This is a genomic window from Vreelandella olivaria (assembly GCF_023507745.1).
GTDB classification, from domain to species: domain Bacteria; phylum Pseudomonadota; class Gammaproteobacteria; order Pseudomonadales; family Halomonadaceae; genus Vreelandella; species Vreelandella olivaria_A.
The window spans coordinates 186,144-201,522 of record NZ_JALPZO010000112.1; the positions used below are offsets into that span (position 1 = coordinate 186,144).

At 52.8% G+C, this 15,379-nt stretch carries 14 protein-coding genes; 12 read left to right on the forward strand and 2 right to left on the reverse strand.

The window, feature by feature from the left end; translation table 11 throughout:
• Positions 1-40 precede the first annotated feature (40 nt).
• The 6 genes from HP566_RS10500 to HP566_RS10525 are packed head-to-tail and all read left to right on the forward strand — an operon-like array spanning position 41 to position 3,515.
• Positions 41-367, forward strand: coding sequence for a YbaB/EbfC family nucleoid-associated protein (locus HP566_RS10500; RefSeq protein ID WP_249977206.1), 327 nt, complete (start codon positions 41-43; stop codon positions 365-367).
• 3 nt (positions 368-370) lie between these two features.
• Entirely contained in the window at positions 371-976 is a 606-nt protein-coding gene (recR, locus tag HP566_RS10505) for a recombination mediator RecR (protein WP_249977207.1), read from the forward strand.
• A 52-nt stretch (positions 977-1,028) separates the two neighbouring features.
• Entirely contained in the window at positions 1,029-2,162 is a 1,134-nt protein-coding gene (gene rnd, locus HP566_RS10510) for a ribonuclease D (RefSeq protein WP_249977208.1), read from the forward strand.
• Positions 2,159-2,452, forward strand: a complete 294-nt coding sequence (locus HP566_RS10515; RefSeq protein WP_249977209.1) for a YcgL domain-containing protein — start codon at positions 2,159-2,161, stop codon at positions 2,450-2,452. Before rnd ends, HP566_RS10515 begins: the two co-directional genes overlap by 4 nt.
• Positions 2,449-3,027: an ACP phosphodiesterase gene (locus HP566_RS10520; protein WP_249977210.1), complete on the forward strand. Its 579-nt coding sequence runs from the start codon at positions 2,449-2,451 to the stop codon at positions 3,025-3,027. Before HP566_RS10515 ends, HP566_RS10520 begins: the two co-directional genes overlap by 4 nt.
• A 32-nt stretch (positions 3,028-3,059) precedes the next feature.
• Positions 3,060-3,515, forward strand: coding sequence for a YcgN family cysteine cluster protein (locus tag HP566_RS10525; protein ID WP_249977211.1), 456 nt, complete (start codon positions 3,060-3,062; stop codon positions 3,513-3,515).
• Positions 3,516-3,576: 61 nt separating this feature from the next.
• Here the strand turns inward: HP566_RS10525 and HP566_RS10530 are convergent, their stop codons facing one another.
• Both HP566_RS10530 and HP566_RS10535 read right to left on the reverse strand, forming a co-directional pair.
• On the reverse strand, positions 3,577-3,735 hold the full coding sequence (locus HP566_RS10530; protein WP_249977212.1) for a hypothetical protein: 159 nt from the start codon (positions 3,733-3,735) through the stop codon (positions 3,577-3,579).
• A gap of 166 nt (positions 3,736-3,901) precedes the next feature.
• Entirely contained in the window at positions 3,902-5,992 is a 2,091-nt protein-coding gene (locus HP566_RS10535) for a S9 family peptidase (RefSeq protein ID WP_249977213.1), read from the reverse strand.
• Between the two features lie 62 nt (positions 5,993-6,054).
• Here HP566_RS10535 and HP566_RS10540 point away from each other — a divergent pair, with 62 nt between their 5' ends.
• The 6 genes from HP566_RS10540 (at position 6,055) to HP566_RS10565 (ending at position 15,372) form a co-directional block, all read left to right on the forward strand.
• On the forward strand, positions 6,055-6,480 hold the full coding sequence (locus HP566_RS10540) for a hypothetical protein (protein ID WP_249977214.1): 426 nt from the start codon (positions 6,055-6,057) through the stop codon (positions 6,478-6,480).
• Between the two features lie 31 nt (positions 6,481-6,511).
• Complete coding sequence (locus HP566_RS10545) at positions 6,512-7,291, forward strand: class II glutamine amidotransferase (protein WP_249977215.1); 780 nt, start codon at positions 6,512-6,514, stop codon at positions 7,289-7,291.
• Between the two features lie 204 nt (positions 7,292-7,495).
• Positions 7,496-9,169, forward strand: coding sequence for an AMP-binding protein (locus HP566_RS10550; RefSeq protein WP_249977216.1), 1,674 nt, complete (start codon positions 7,496-7,498; stop codon positions 9,167-9,169).
• Positions 9,170-9,258: 89 nt separating this feature from the next.
• Positions 9,259-13,263 (forward strand): ATP-dependent RNA helicase HrpA, encoded by a 4,005-nt coding sequence (gene hrpA, locus HP566_RS10555; RefSeq protein ID WP_249977239.1) that lies wholly within the window; start codon positions 9,259-9,261, stop codon positions 13,261-13,263.
• A gap of 126 nt (positions 13,264-13,389) precedes the next feature.
• On the forward strand, positions 13,390-14,511 hold the full coding sequence (locus HP566_RS10560; protein ID WP_249977217.1) for a beta-ketoacyl-ACP synthase III: 1,122 nt from the start codon (positions 13,390-13,392) through the stop codon (positions 14,509-14,511).
• A gap of 60 nt (positions 14,512-14,571) precedes the next feature.
• The gene (locus HP566_RS10565) at positions 14,572-15,372 is read left to right on the forward strand and encodes an MlaA family lipoprotein (protein WP_249977218.1); all 801 of its coding nucleotides are present in this window, start codon (positions 14,572-14,574) and stop codon (positions 15,370-15,372) included.
• Positions 15,373-15,379 lie beyond the last annotated feature (7 nt).

Here is a 15,379-nt window from a genome sequence, read left to right on the forward strand (position 1 = left end):
TTGACCTCACACAAGAGTTACCACATTAGGAGAGAGCACCATGTTTAAAGGTGGAATGGGCAATTTGATGAAGCAAGCCCAGGAAATGCAGGAAAAAATGCAGCGGGTACAGGAAGAGGTTGCCAAAGCCGAGGTGCAGGGTGAAGCAGGTGCTGGCATGGTGAAAGTCACGATGAATGGTCGCCATGACGTCAGTAATGTCACTATTGACCCGAGCGTATTGGAAGAGGACAAAGAGCTGCTGGAAGATCTGCTTGCTGCTGCGGTTAACGATGCGGTGCGTAAAGTGGAAATAAGTTCCAAGGCAAAAATGGAAGAGGCAACTGCTGGGCTTAATTTACCGCCTGGCTTTAAGATGCCATTTTAAACAATGCGATTCTCCCCTCTTGTTGAGCAGCTTATGGACGCTTTCCGCGTATTGCCAGGTGTTGGGCCTAAAACGGCTCAACGCATGGCGATGCACCTGCTGGAGCGCGAGCGTCCTGGCGGTCAGCGTCTTGCCACTGTGATACAGAAAGCGATTGAAGAGGTGGGCTACTGCCAGCGTTGTCGCACCTTGACGGAAGCTGAGACTTGCGTTCTGTGTGAAAGTCCACGGCGTGATGATGCGCTACTGTGCGTGGTTGAGTCCCCGGCGGATCAGCTGGCGATTGAAGAGGCGGGTGGCTTCCAGGGGCGTTATTTCGTGCTGCACGGCCACCTTTCTCCCCTGGATGGTATTGGCCCTGAAGCGATTGGCCTGGATCTGCTGGAAGAGCGTGTGGCGCAAGGGGCTATTGTCGAAGTAGTGCTGGCAACCAATCCAACGGTGGAAGGTGAGGCAACCGCGCACTATATTGCGGCCCAGTTAGCGCATTACGGCGTTAAGTTTTCCCGCTTGGCTTATGGTGTACCAATGGGGGGAGAGCTTGAGTATGTGGATGGTGGCACCTTAAGCCGCGCATTTAACGGTCGCCAGCCCTTCGCCAGCGATTAAACTTTATAAAATCGCAAGCGCTACGGCGGTTGTGCCAATCTGGAAAACTACCTTGTCCTCTTTAACAGCCCCTTTATATCAATGGATTGATAATGCCGAGGCGCTTGACTCCGCCTGCGAGCAGGTTGTAGATGCACCTGTTCTTGCCTTGGATACCGAGTTTTTTCGGGAAAATACCTTTTTTCCCATACCGGCACTCATCCAGTTCACCGCAGGGGAGCAGGCTTATTTGGTGGATCCGGTGGTCACTCCCTGTACCGCTGCGTTTCGCCAACTTATGCAGAATAGCGCGATTAAGTTGCTGCATGCCTGCAGTGAAGACCTGGAGGTTTTTCAGCATTGGGCTGGCATATTGCCAACACCATTAGTCGACACTCAAGTGGCTCAAGCCTTTCTGGGAGAAACTCCTGGGATGGGTTACCAGAAGCTGGTTGAGCTATGGATGGGTGAAACATTGCCAAAAGAGGAGACACGCTCCAATTGGTTAGAGCGTCCATTAACCCCTGCGCAATGTGAATATGCCGCCCTCGATGTAATTTATTTACTGAAAGTGTGGGCATTGCAGTCAGAAAAGCTCTCAGAGTTAGGGCGGTGCTCATGGGTAGCGGAAGAGTGCGCCACGCTAATCGAACAGGCAGGCAGAAGTGTAGAAAATGATGGCCAGTGGTACACCCGGCATCGTCAGCTATGGCGGCTTACGCCCCGGCAAATAGAGGCTTATCGCCTGATGACGATATGGCGTGAGGGAGAAACTCGCCGCCGTGACTTACCACGCAATTGGCTGATGAGTGACAAGCTGCTATTCGCCGTGGCAGAAGCGATGCCCAAAAATCGTTATGAGCTGGCAGAGATTGAAGGCGTTAAGCCTATGCTGGTTAAAAAAGAAGGTGACTCACTGCTTGCACTATTAAAGCAGGCTCATCACTGTGATGAGCAGGATTTGCCAGCCAAATGGCCAGATCCGATGCAGTCCGATTTTAAGCGTTGCTTCAAAGCAGTGAAAAAAGTTGTGACTGATAAAGCTGCTGAACTTGGGATTGCGCCTGAAGTGTTGATACGCCGCCGCGATATCGAAGCCATGGTGGTACAACTACTGGCCGGAGATCAACCCAGCCCTTTAAGCGGGTGGCGTGATGAGTGCTTAAATGAAGGGCTGCAACAGGTGTTTAAGGAGTCCTTCCAATGAACGAGAAAGTTCTGTGTGAGGTTTTTAAGAGCACCCGTAAAGAAGAGATGTACCTATACGTTGATAAGCGTAAAGGGTTCGAAACCGTACCTGATATGTTGATGGAAACCTTTGGTAAGCCAGTGGCCGTGCTGACGATGATCCTGACCGCCGATAAACCGCTGGCGCGTGCCAATGCGGCAGATATCATGGCATCGATCAAGGAGCAGGGGTTTTATTTGCAAATGCCGCCAGCGAAAGAAGCCTATTTGCTCGATATTCATCGTGCTCAGGTTAACCATCGCCAATGAATTTTCTCGCTCACGCCTGGCTTGCCCATCGCGGAAGCGACGAATTCCTTTATGGCAACTTGATTGCTGATGGAGTCAAGGGCAGTGATCTGACGGCATGGCCGCAAGAGGTGGCGAAAGGCATTCGTCATCATCGCCGAGTGGATGTCTGGGTCGATAAGCATCCAAGTGTACAGGGTGCCAGGCAGCGGGCGCCGAGTCCTCAGCGGCGTTATGCGGGCATCGCTTTGGACATTGTCTGGGATCACTTCTTAGCCCGTCAACAGGCAGGGGGTGCGCTGAATGAGGCGCTTGTTGAGCGCTGCTATCAATTACTGACGGAGTGGCCTGCACCCAATCGACTTGCAGCCATGATGCCGTTATTGGTAGAGCATGACTGGTTGCGTGGTTACGCTGACTTTGAATTTACCTGTCGAGCAATAGCTGGGGTGGGAAAAAGGTTATCGGGTCCTAATCGCCTTGCCGAACTGGTGCCTTGGCTTAATGACAACTACTACCTTCTCGAACAGGATTTTCAGGCGTTATGGGTAGAAAGCACATCGCTACTCAGCTACCCGCTGAGTCAGGTCGATTGATAGCCCATGAGCCAATGGCAAGGTATCTCAACATGGTAAACACAATGCGTGAACGCTTTTGGGAAAAATATGCCCTTGAGGAGTTGACTCCTCAGGAGTGGGAGGCGCTTTGCGACGGTTGTGGACAGTGTTGTTTGCTGAAACTACATGATGACGATACCCAGGAACTGGCTATTCTTAATGTGGCGTGCCGGTTACTGGATATTTATAGTTGCCAATGTAGCGACTATGGAAACCGCTTCGAGAGCGTGCCGGACTGCACGCAGCTAACGCCTGAGCTGGTTAAAGAGTTTACCTGGCTACCGCAGACCTGTGGTTACCGACGCGTGGCGGAAGGCCGTAAGCTGGCTGGATGGCATCCTTTGCTTAGCAACGATGCGGAGCGGGTGCATAGAAAAGGTGTTAGCGTGCGGGGTTTTGCCGTCTCGCAGGATGATGTACCTGAACGGCGGCTGGAAGAGCATATTATTGCTGTACTTCCCATGTAGGTGCCTGTGCTATGCCATCCATGGCACAGAGTTGGCAATAACGAGCTGAATCCATCATCACTTAAGCCGCAGGCTTGCGCTTAGCGGTATCCCAAATTGTCAGGAAGGCTTCTTTGAGCGAAGCCGGTGACAACTTCCTCTCGTCTGCCTTTGGAGCTTTGCCAGCCTTCGTTTTTAACGGGGTATCCCAAATGGTGGGGAATTGTTCCTGATATTTCATAGCATTCTCCTGGATTTGTATCGCAACGCCAGCTGCGATGGTGATACGTTGGTATATGCAACTAAAGACTAGTGTAGCGTAAAATGTATTTTTGTGGAATTTTTTTTCATAAAAATGAAAAAGCAGCGCTTGGCGCTGCTTGAATAGATAGGGTGGGGGAGTAATGTCAGGTTGAGGTGGGGGTTAAACCCAGCGCCCAAAGGATAAAAGCATCCTGGCGTGCCGTATCGCACCAAGCTTTAAACCGCCCTGAGGCGCCACCATGGCCACTGCTCATATCCGTATGTAGCAGGATAGGGGCATCGTCCTGCTGGGCCTGTGTCACCCGGGCATAGAATTTGGCAGGTTCCCAGTAGCTAACCCGGGTGTCATGCCAACTACCTTCGATCCATAGGGCTGGATAGGCTTGTGGGGTGATATTGTCAATCGGAGAGTAGTTGCGAATACGTTGCTCTACTTCAGGGGCGTCGGGGTTACCCCACTCACTATATTCAGCGGTTGTAAGGGGGAGTGCCGGGTTTTGCATGGTGCGCAATACGTCCAGGAACGGCACTTCCAGTACGGCGGCGCAAAAGGCTTCCGGCACCCGGTTGATCGACGCTCCGACCAACAGGCCCCCTGCGCTGGCGCCGCACGCCACAATGCGCTCAGGCTGGCTAATGCCCTCCTCCACGAGTGCCTCACGAGCGGCTAAAAAGTCATTAAAACTATTCTCTTTGCATGCCATTTTGCCCTGCAGGTACCAGGGTTCGCCCCGTTCGCCGCCGCCACGTACGTGGGCCACTGCAAATGCAGCGCCCCGTTCCAACAGTTCCAGTCGGGCAATGGAAAACCAAGGGTCCAACGCTTCACCGTAGGCACCATAGCCATAGAGCAGTGTTGGGAGTGCCTGGTTGGCCAAATCAGCACGCATAACGACGGAGACAGGTACCTGTTCGCCATCCTCGCTGGTAGCCCAGATACGGCGCGAAACGAGCTGTTCAGGGGATAAACTGCCATAGACAGGCACACGCTTAAGTAGCGTACGGTCACCACTTGACAGGTTCAGTTCAAACCAGCTGGGCGGTTGGGTAAAGGATTCTTCTCTGAGCCGTACACGCTGTGTATCAAAGTGAGGAGAGTCTTCAAGTAATTGAGAACAGGGCGTTTCCGGCAGCTCAATATAGGCATCAATCACAGCGCGTTGCTGCTCATCCAGAACCAGGCGACGCAATCTTACCTGTGCGTCACGATGGTTGCGCTCTGCGACGATTAATCCCCATGCAAAGGCATCCACCCCCTCTAGTGTTGCATTATCCCGATGCTTGATTAGTGGGGTCCAGGTGGCGTTATCTTTCCCCAGTTCAGCTTCATCCAGTGCGTCGAGTTGGAAATGAGGCCCTGCTAGGTTTTGCAGCCGATAAAATGCCCCTGGCCGATGGTCGATGCTCACCTCAATTCCAGGTTTGCGAACATGCAGGTAGTGGGGCTTGGCTGCAGGGTTATGGGCGGGTAGGGCGGTTACCTCAGTAGTATCTTTAGAGCCGCTTTCAATCAGGAGCCATGCTTTGGAGCGGGTTTTTCCAATACCGATCCAAAACTCCGGGTCGTCCTCACGGATTATCTGCTCGGGGGGCTTGATAGCTTCCGTAGCGGTGAAGGGGACCCACAAGCGCCAAATGCTATCCGGGCGCTGGGTGTCATCAAAACGAGAGAACAGTAGGGTCGCGCCGGTTGATGTTTGATCTTCCGCCCAACAGAGGCCTGGCCCAATGTCGCTTAACAGCTTTTGGGGCTCTCCGTTTGGCAATGCTTTTAACCAAAGGGTGAAGCGTTCATCCCCCTGGGTATCCTCGGTCCAGGCAAGCCACTGCTCATCAGGCGTTAATGCCATATCCCCCATGTCGTAAAAGGGGGCGGCGGCAGCCCGTGCTCTGACGTCTAAAAAGCACTCCCGCTGTTGTGGTTGGCCGTTGGGAAAGCGCCACCAGCACGGGTAATCATCGTTCGCACCGGTTTCGCTCCAGAACGTATAGTGATCCAGTGATGTCTCAAGACTGGTAACGGCAAGTTCACGGCGTGCCAGGTGGCTATGGTAGAGGGTGTCGGCCAGCGGAGCCAATGGAGCAAACCAGTGGCTATGCTGCTGGTTGGCTTCAGCTAGAAACTCCTTCACTTCCGGCGCTTCGCGTGATTCTAACCAGTGCCATTCGGGATCATTAGCGCGATAATAGCGCTCAACGGGTGAGCCTTCGTGCATGCCGGGCTGTGCTTTCATAAATTGATAGGTACCATAACGGGAAATCAACGTCGGGTGAGTCCACCCACATGAGGAGTATTATGCTGTTTGCAAATTCAATGTCACTGCTGTGGTTAAGTTATTACGGCCTTTCGCTGCTGGTATTGGTGGCCACATATTTTGCGTTGGCATGGTTACCACGCCTGCCGCGTCTAGTGGTGACCTGGTGTGTGGCCGGTGCTATGTGGGTACCCGCCAGCTTCCGTTTACCACTGGTAGAGGAAGGGGAGTTTTATACCGGATGGGCTCCGGCGGCAATGGTGGCAGCGGTTGGGTTTCTGGAACATAACACCACTGCTTTGCGTGGTGGCCTACTGTGGTTAATTCTTGGAGTGGCCATAGGGGCTTGTGTGGGTATTGCACTGTGGTGGTGGCGTCGCTCCCAGCCTATCCATGACACACCCCAGCGTCGTCAGGTGGAAGAGAGCCCCCAGCCAGCACGCCGCCGCGAACCTGTTATTAATTAATGATGATGTCCGCCACTGAAGGAGCCCATTAATGTGTGAGTTGTTGGGCATGAGTGCCAACGTACCCACGGATATCTGTTTTAGTTTTTCCGGGTTTTTGCACCGTGGCGGGGGCACTGGCCCCCATCGTGATGGTTGGGGTATTGCCTTCTACGAAGAAGGGGGTTACCGCGAATTTCGAGACCCGCATCCATCAGTAGGCTCTCCTATTGCGCGATTGATTTGTGACTACCCCATTAAATCTAACGTTGTCATTAGTCATATCCGACAAGCCAATGTGGGCGGGGTGCGGCTCGCTAATACCCATCCCTTTACACGGGAAATGTGGGGCCGCCCCTGGTGCTATGCTCACAATGGGCAGTTAACCGACTGGCAGCAACTGCCCCTTGGTGTTTATACCCCTGTGGGCAATACAGATAGTGAACATGCGTTCTGTTGGCTAATGGGGGAGCTACGGCGCTGTTTTCCTACCCCGGCGGCAACACCTGAATCTCTCTGGGAGCGTCTACACGCCTTATGTGAGCAACTGCGCGCCCTGGGGGTATTTAATATGCTGCTATCCGATGGCACGTACCTATATTGCTACTGCTCCACCAAACTTGCCCATATTACCCGTCGTGCCCCCTTTGGTGAAGCAGAGCTATCCGATGCCGATATTACGGTGAACTTTATCGAACACACTACGCCTGATGATGTTGTTTCAGTCGTCGCCACCGAGCCTCTTACCCAAAACGAAGCCTGGGCGCGGATGGTGCCGGGCGAACTTTTAGTTTGGCGTGAGGGAGAAATCAAGGCGCGTTACTGTCCATAGCCTCAACAGTCACTACAGTAAGTAAGTAGCCGTCGGGCGAAAGGTGATGCTATGCATAGGGTGCTGAGGTATAAGCTAAAGTTGAAACAGAAGTTTCAATCGATCGTTTTACAGCGTGGTGCCCGTCGTATATCGTTGTTCCTTTCACCCTCACGACAATAACAAGGTCGGTAAAATCATCGACACGGATAGCGGAGATTGCCCATGAGCGAATACGCCAATGCCCCCATTTTACGTGGCCCAGCGCTTGAAGGGTTGGATCAATATGATTCAGTCACTGATGTTTTCCATTCGGCGGTAAAGCGCTTTAACGATAAACCCGCGTTTACCTGCATGGGAAAAACGCTGACGTTTGCCGATCTGGATCGCCTCTCGGCGGATTTTGCAGCCTGGTTACAGCATGAAACGGATCTTGTGCCCGGTGATTGTATTGCCATTCAACTGCCCAATGTACTGCAGTTTCCTGTTGCAGTATTTGGAGCACTACGAGCAGGTTTGGTAGTGGTTAACACCAACCCGCTATATACCGAGCGGGAAATGGCGCATCAGTTTAAAGACTCCAATGTCAAAGCCATTCTGATTCTGGCGAATATGGCGGACAAGTTGGAAAAGGTGCTGGATAAAACCGATATCAAGCACATATTGGTCACCCAGCTTGGGGACCTGCATGATGTGCCAAAACGCTGGCTGATCAATGCAGTGGTCAAGCACGTTAAGAAGATGGTGCCTGCCTATTCACTGCCAAGTGCTGTCAGCTTCCGTGGTGCGTTAAAAAGAGGTGCCTCGCTCAGCCACACTGAAGTGAAGCGTGGTCTGGATGATCTGGCAGTATTGCAGTACACAGGAGGTACCACCGGGCTGCCCAAAGGAGCAATGCTTACCCACTGCAATTTGGTGGCCAATATGCTGCAGGCACGTGCTGCTATAGGTGAGCATCTAACCGATGGTGAAGAGCTGGTGGTTGCGCCACTACCTGTTTATCACATCTATACGTTTACCGTTAACTGCTTGTTTCTTATGGAAACTGGTAATCATTCGCTGCTTATTACCAACCCTCGGGACTTACCCAGCTTTGTTAAGGAGCTGAAAGGGCTGCCGTTTACCGGCTTTATCGGTTTAAACACCTTGTTCAATGCATTGTGTAATCGTGAAGATTTCAAGCAGCTCGACTTCTCAAAGTTAAAGCTTACTATTTCGGGTGGGATGGCACTAACCAAAGCGGCCGCCCAGCGCTGGGAGGAAACCACCGGTTGTCCCATTGCCGAGGGGTATGGGCTAACGGAAACATCTCCTATCGTAAGTTTTAACCCCACCGATGCCATCCAGCTGGGCACCATTGGCAAACCTGTGGCGGGCACATCGGTTAAAGTGATGGATGCCGATGGTAACGATGTGGCGTTGGGTGAACCAGGAGAGTTGTGTGTACAGGGCCCGCAGGTGATGAAAGGGTACTGGCAGCGCGAAGAGGAAACGCGTAACGCCATTGATGAAGATGGCTGGTTCCATACCGGCGATATCGCCGTCCTTCAGGAGGATGGGTATATCCGCATTGTGGACCGTAAAAAAGATATGATCCTTGTCTCCGGTTTTAATGTCTATCCGAACGAAGTCGAAGACGTTGTGGCTGCTCACCCCGACATCCTTGAGGTTGCAGCGGTTGGTGTGCCCGATGAAAATGCCGGCGAAGCAATCAAGATATTTGTGGTTTCCAAAAACAGCCAGCTCGATGCGGAAACGCTGCGTAGTTGGTGCAAAAAAGAGCTGACAGGCTACAAAGTACCCCGTTACGTTGAGTTTCGTGATGAGTTGCCCAAAACCAACGTCGGGAAAGTGTTGCGCAGGCAGTTGCGTGACCAGGAGACAAGTACCAACGAATAAACGCGCCCGTGTTACGTTAGGCGTCGCGTTACTGAAAGCGTTACAATGGTCGACCCGCTCTAATAAGCGGGTCGACTTTTATTTATGTGATGGAAACTGAGCCTAACGTGACCACCGACACGCACTCCCCCCGCACTGATGCCCAACAACTTACCGCGCTGAACGAGGCATTAAGCCAAGTGATGTTGCGTGATGCCCAGCGTCTGGAGCGCCGTGTTCATGGCCTGAAACGTCGGCTGCGGGAAAATAAGCCGATAGAGCGTGGTCTGGCTGAGGTATGGCGTGATCTTGAGAAGGCGAGGCAAACGCTAGAGCAGCGCGAGGCCCAGCCGGTAGTATTGAATTATCCAGGCGAGCTACCTGTTGTCGAGCGTCGGGAGGATATCCTCAATGCAGTGCGCGAGCACCAGGTGGTTGTGGTGGCCGGGGAAACCGGATCGGGTAAAACGACCCAGTTACCTAAAATATGCCTGGAGCTGGGGCGGGGTCGACGTGGATTGATTGGCCATACCCAACCCCGCCGACTGGCAGCTCGTAGTGTGGCCGCGCGACTGGCAGAGGAGCTTGAGGTTTCACTTGGTGAGCAGGTGGGCTATCAGGTACGGTTTGCCGATCAAAGCACGCCCAATACATTAGTCAAGCTAATGACCGATGGCATTCTGCTGGCTGAAACCCAGCATGATCCGCTCTTACAGCGTTATGACACCCTCATTATTGATGAAGCCCACGAGCGCAGCCTCAATATTGACTTTCTGCTTGGCTACCTGAAGCGTTTGCTGCCGCAGCGCCCTGATTTAAAAATCATCATTACTTCAGCCACCATTGATGTTGAGCGTTTCGCCGCTCACTTTGGCAGCGTTGATGCCCCTGCACCTACGGTTGAGGTGTCTGGCCGCACGTTTCCAGTGGATGTGCACTACCGCCCTTTAGTGCGTGACGACGAGGATGAGGAAGATCGTACGCTGCAAGAAGGGATTTTGCATGCGGTGCAGGAAATTGAAACGCTTGAACGGGAGAAAGGCTGGTTGCATGGCCCACGGGATGTGCTGGTATTTCTACCTGGGGAAAGGGAAATACGTGAAACTGCGGATACGTTACGACGGGCCGATTTAAAAGGTACGGAAATATTACCGCTGTATGCACGTTTATCGAACGAAGAACAGAATCGAGTGTTTGCCCCCCATCGCGGGCGCCGCATCGTACTTGCCACCAACGTGGCTGAAACCTCGCTGACGGTGCCTGGGATCCGTTATGTTATCGATCCCGGTCTGGTGCGCATCAGCCGCTATAGCTACCGTGCCAAAATTCAGCGGCTGCCTATTGAGCCTATTAGCCAGGCCAGCGCCAACCAGCGTAAAGGCCGCTGTGGACGGGTTGCAGAGGGCGTGTGTATTCGCCTGTACGATGAAGAGGATTTCCTCTCTCGCCCGGCATTTACTGATCCTGAAATCCAGCGCACCAATCTGGCCTCGGTCATTCTTTCCATGCTGGCGTTAAAGCTTGGGCATATTGAAGATTTTCCGTTTGTAGATCCGCCGGATAGCCGCTTCATCAAAGATGGTTTCCGTTTGTTGTTTGAGCTGGGTGCGGTGGATGAGCAGCAGCGCCTTAGTTCACTGGGGCGTAAGCTTGCCAAACTGCCCATTGACCCTCGTCTGGCACGCATGGTGCTTTCTGGCGCCGAGCGGGGCTGTTTGCGTGATGTACTGATTGTTGTATCAGCACTGGCTATCCAAGACCCCCGGGATCGACCTGCTGACAAGCGCCAGGCCGCTGATCAGGCCCATCAGCGCTGGCATGACCCGGACTCCGATTTTGTTGCATTGCTAAATCTTTGGCACGGCATTGAAAATGCGCGCGAGGCGCTGTCTGGCAATCAATTGCGCCGCTGGTGCCGCGAGCACTACATCAATTATCTGCGTATGCGGGAGTGGCACGATACCTTCCGCCAGCTTCGCCAGCTGTTACGTGACATGGACATCAATGTCCCAGCGCCGCTTCCCAGGGATGAGAGCGAAAGTGAGGAGCAGGCACGGCAAGCCCGTCGAAAAACTTCCGGAAAGTTACATCAGGCGCTGCTCTCCGGTCTGCTATCCAATCTGGGAACGCTACTGGAGAACCGGGAATACCTGGGAGCGCGTAACCGAAAGTTTATGATTCACCCAGGCTCTGGGCTGGCTAAGAAAACCCCCAAATGGCTGATGGCCTTTGAACTGGTGGAAACCACCAAACTGTTTGCACGTACGGTCGCCAGGATTGACCCTCAGTGGATAGAGCCCCAGGCGCAACATCTTGTTAAGCGTACCTATAGCGAGCCGCATTGGGAAATGAAGCGGGCGCAGGTTGTGGCCTTTGAGCAGGTCACGCTGTTTGGCCTGCCTATCGTGGCGCGTCGCCGTGTGCACTATGGCTCCATTGCTCCCCAGGAGTCCCGGGAGCTGTTTATTCGCCGTGCTCTGGTTGAGGGAGAGTTCCAGACCAAAGGGGGGTTCTTTGCCCATAACCGTGCATTGATAGAGGAGGTTGAGGCGTTAGAAGACCGTGCCCGCCGGCGAGACATTCTGGTGGATGAGGAGACGCTGTTTGCGTTCTATGATGAGCGGCTTCCGGATGACATCGTCAATGGCAAAGGTTTCGAACATTGGCGTCAACAGGCTGAGCATCAAAACCCAGGATTGCTAAAGTTTGATATTGACGCTCTTAAAGCACGCGAAGCGACCGATATTACCCAGGCTTCTTATCCCAACCATCTGATATTGGCAGGTGTTGCCTATCCGGTGAGCTACCACTTTGAACCTGATGCTGAGGATGATGGTGTCACCATTACGGTGCCCGCTGCGATGTTACCTCAGTTGCCAATACATGCACTTGAGTGGCTCGTCCCTGGATTACTGCGTGAGAAGTGTATTGCACTACTAAAGTCGTTACCTAAAAGCATTCGCCGGCAGGTCGTTCCAATCCCAGATTGGGTGGACGCTGCTTTGGAAACGTTAGTGCCTGATCAGCGCCCGCTAACGGAGGCGCTGGGCGAATTTGTGCGTCGCCGCACTGGTACCCGCGTACATCCCGATGACTGGCGTCTGGATTTACTTGAGCCCCACCTGGTCATGAATGTTCGTGTGGTTGACCACGCAGGCAAGATGCTCGGGCAGGGGCGTGACGTGCGTGTGATGGAAAAACGCTTTGAAGCGGCCGCCAGCGCTGGTGCACAAGCCTTGGCCGAGCAGGCTACCCAGGCCCCAACGCTTGAAGGCTTGCCAGACGAACCGTTACCCGACTCCCGTGTTACTACCCAGGCCGGTATTCGTGTAGAAGCGTACCCGGCGCTAGTGGCAACTGAAAGTGATTTCAAAGTGACGCTCTTTGACCACCCGGCAAAAGCACAGGCGGCACACCAAGAGGGTGTTGCCCGATTGGCCATCTCCAAGCGGCCCGAGCATGTAAAAGCGATCAAGCGTCTGGCAGATGTGGAAAAATGCGCCCTGCTCTTTGCCAAAGTGGGTAGCAAGCAGGCCCTGATTGATGATCTACTGCTGGCGGTATTTACGCAGGTGGTGGCTCAACCACCATTGCCGCGTTCATCAGGGACCCTCGAAGAACGCCTTAAAGCAACTGACAGCAGGTTGGTTGATCATGCAGCGACGCTGCTCCAGGAAGTAGAAAACGCGTTAAAGGGACATCTGGCCGTGAGCAAGCTGCTCAAGGGGAAGCTTAACTTTGCATTGGCGTTGGTCTATAGCGATGTTAGCGCACAGATGCAGCGCTTGGTCTATCCTGGCTTCATTTGGGATGCGGGCGAATGGCTTACAGAGTATCCCCGTTATACAGAAGCGGCTCTGATTCGGCTTGAAAAGGCCGCAAGAGAGCGTGGGCGCGACCAAATGCTGATGCATGATGTCCAAGCGTTAGAGGCAAAATTTGATGCGCGCCGCAAAAGTGAGCGTAGAGGTAAGGCGGAAGACCCTGCGCTGGTGGAATTTGGCTGGTGGATACAGGAGCTAAGGGTCTCATTATTTGCGCAGCAACTGGGTACCAGGCTCCCCGTATCGGTGAAACGTCTTGAAAAACGTTGGCAAGAGATAACCAGTGTTTAGGGGCAGAGTGGCAAAACAGGCAGTTAACACACACAGTAATATTATCAGTGAGCGTTAGGCCCACACGCTATTTTACTAATGATCGAGTGCCGAAGATCAGCAGCAGGTCGCTAAAAGGAGATAGGCATGACACATGTGGTGATAACCGGTACAGGACTCTATACGCCGGAACACGCCATCGATAATGAGGCTTTGGTCGCCGCATTTAATACTTGGGTAGATAATCAGAATTTGCGCAGTGCAGATGCCATCGCCCGGGGCGAACGGCTGCCATTAGCTCACTCCAGCAGTGAGTTCATTGAGAAAGCGTCTGGGATCAAAAGCCGTTATGTGCTCGATGCCTCTGGAATTCTTGACCCTGAGCGTATGCGGCCTAAACTTCCCCAACGCGGTAATGATGAACCCTCAATTCAGTGTGAGATGGCGACTGCAGCGGCCCGGGAAGCGCTGGCAATGGCAAATGTCGATCCAGCCGATATTGAGTTGGTGATCGTTGCCTGCTCAAACTTGGAGCGTGCTTATCCGGCAGTCGCGGTGGAGGTGCAGCAGGCGCTTGGTACAAGCGGTTATGGTTTTGATATGAATGTTGCCTGTAGTTCTGCCACCTTTGCGCTCGAAACGGCGGCGAATGCTATCGCCTCCGGAAGTGTAAAGCGGGCTTTGGTCGTCAACCCTGAAATTTGTTCGGCACACTTAAACTTTACAGATCGTGACAGCCACTTTATTTTCGGCGATGCTTGTACTGCGCTAGTGCTGGAAAATAGCGCTTGTGCTGTCGCTGTGCAGCAATACGAGATTCTCGGTACTCGCTTGGCCACTAAATTTTCTAATGCCATCCGTAATAATGCTGGCTTTTTAAATAGAATTACGGATAGCGATCCCCTTGCCGTCGATAAACTATTTGTTCAGGAAGGTCGCCGCGTCTTTAAAGAAGTGTGCCCCATGGTGGCTCAGTTGATTTCTGAGCATCTGGCATCGCTGGAACTGTCGGGTAGCGACTTAAAGCGGATGTGGCTTCATCAGGCCAACCGGCATATGAACGACCTGATTGCCCGTAAGGTGTTGGGTAGCCAACCCAGTGAAGAACAGGCGCCGATTATTCTTGATCGCTACGCGAATACAAGTTCGGCAGGGTCTATCATTGCTTTTCATCTTCACCGTGAAAAACTTGAAGAAGGTGATATCGGTGTTATCTGTTCGTTTGGAGCAGGTTACAGTGCTGGCAGTGTGGTCATCCGTTGTCAGTGATAGGTGCTAGGTTGGTACAGAATGCGTGAGAGCGTAAAACAAGTTGAAAGAGGAAAAGTCATGCTGAGGTTGTTAGCGAAGCAAGCGCCTGCCTGTGGTATGCGTAAAGGGGTGCTGCCTATATTGCTGCTAGCCACGCTAGGCATGGGGGGGTGCGCTAGTACTGGTTCACAAATGGCCGAAGAAGCCCATCCAGAGGATCCATGGGAAGGGTTTAACCGTCGCGTGTTTGCCTTTAACGATGTGGTTGATCGCTACGCGTTGAAACCAGTGGCCACAGGTTATCGCCATGTGACTCCAGAGCCTGTTCAAATAGGCATTGGCAATTTCTTTTCCAACCTGGGTGAATTACGTACGGCAATTAATAGCTTGCTGCAAGGTAAGCCTGCTAACGCGGGACTTGCCACATCACGTTTCTTGATTAACTCAACGGTAGGGGTTGGCGGTTTATTGGATTACGCTACCTTGATGGAAATTACCGCGGATGATGAAGATTTTGGTCAGACCCTGGCCGTCTGGGGGTGGGATGACTCACGTTATTTGGTGCTTCCATTTATGGGGCCAAGTACGTTGCGTGATGCTTCGGGGTTACCGTTCGATATAGCGGCTCACCCTATCTATTACCTGGAGGATGATGTGGCACGTGTGGGGTTGGCGGCATTGGATATTGTCGATATACGCGCAGGTTATCTTGACCAGGAAGAGCTAATCCGTGGTGATCGATACCGGTTTATACGTGATGCCTTTTTGCAGCGCCGTCAGTTCGAGATTAATGATGGTGAGTTAGGGGATGACCCTTTTGCCATGGACGATTTTGAATTCGACGATACCGATTTTGGTGACGACGATTTCGCCGATTGAGGCTTAA

What these genes read in the sequence shown, in the direction of transcription:
- HP566_RS10500 (WP_249977206.1), top strand. Translation starts at nt 41, where the DNA reads ATGTTTAAAGGTGGAATGGGCAATTTGATGAAGCAAGCCCAGGAAATG.
- recR (WP_249977207.1), top strand. Translation starts at nt 371, where the DNA reads ATGCGATTCTCCCCTCTTGTTGAGCAGCTTATGGACGCTTTCCGCGTA.
- HP566_RS10515 (WP_249977209.1), top strand. Translation starts at nt 2,159, where the DNA reads ATGAACGAGAAAGTTCTGTGTGAGGTTTTTAAGAGCACCCGTAAAGAA.
- HP566_RS10520 (WP_249977210.1), top strand. Translation starts at nt 2,449, where the DNA reads ATGAATTTTCTCGCTCACGCCTGGCTTGCCCATCGCGGAAGCGACGAA.
- HP566_RS10525 (WP_249977211.1), top strand. Translation starts at nt 3,060, where the DNA reads ATGGTAAACACAATGCGTGAACGCTTTTGGGAAAAATATGCCCTTGAG.
- HP566_RS10530 (WP_249977212.1), bottom strand. Translation starts at nt 3,735, where the DNA reads ATGAAATATCAGGAACAATTCCCCACCATTTGGGATACCCCGTTAAAA.
- HP566_RS10535 (WP_249977213.1), bottom strand. Translation starts at nt 5,992, where the DNA reads ATGAAAGCACAGCCCGGCATGCACGAAGGCTCACCCGTTGAGCGCTAT.
- HP566_RS10540 (WP_249977214.1), top strand. Translation starts at nt 6,055, where the DNA reads ATGCTGTTTGCAAATTCAATGTCACTGCTGTGGTTAAGTTATTACGGC.
- HP566_RS10545 (WP_249977215.1), top strand. Translation starts at nt 6,512, where the DNA reads ATGTGTGAGTTGTTGGGCATGAGTGCCAACGTACCCACGGATATCTGT.
- HP566_RS10550 (WP_249977216.1), top strand. Translation starts at nt 7,496, where the DNA reads ATGAGCGAATACGCCAATGCCCCCATTTTACGTGGCCCAGCGCTTGAA.
- hrpA (WP_249977239.1), top strand. Translation starts at nt 9,259, where the DNA reads ATGGAAACTGAGCCTAACGTGACCACCGACACGCACTCCCCCCGCACT.
- HP566_RS10560 (WP_249977217.1), top strand. Translation starts at nt 13,390, where the DNA reads ATGACACATGTGGTGATAACCGGTACAGGACTCTATACGCCGGAACAC.
- HP566_RS10565 (WP_249977218.1), top strand. Translation starts at nt 14,572, where the DNA reads ATGCTGAGGTTGTTAGCGAAGCAAGCGCCTGCCTGTGGTATGCGTAAA.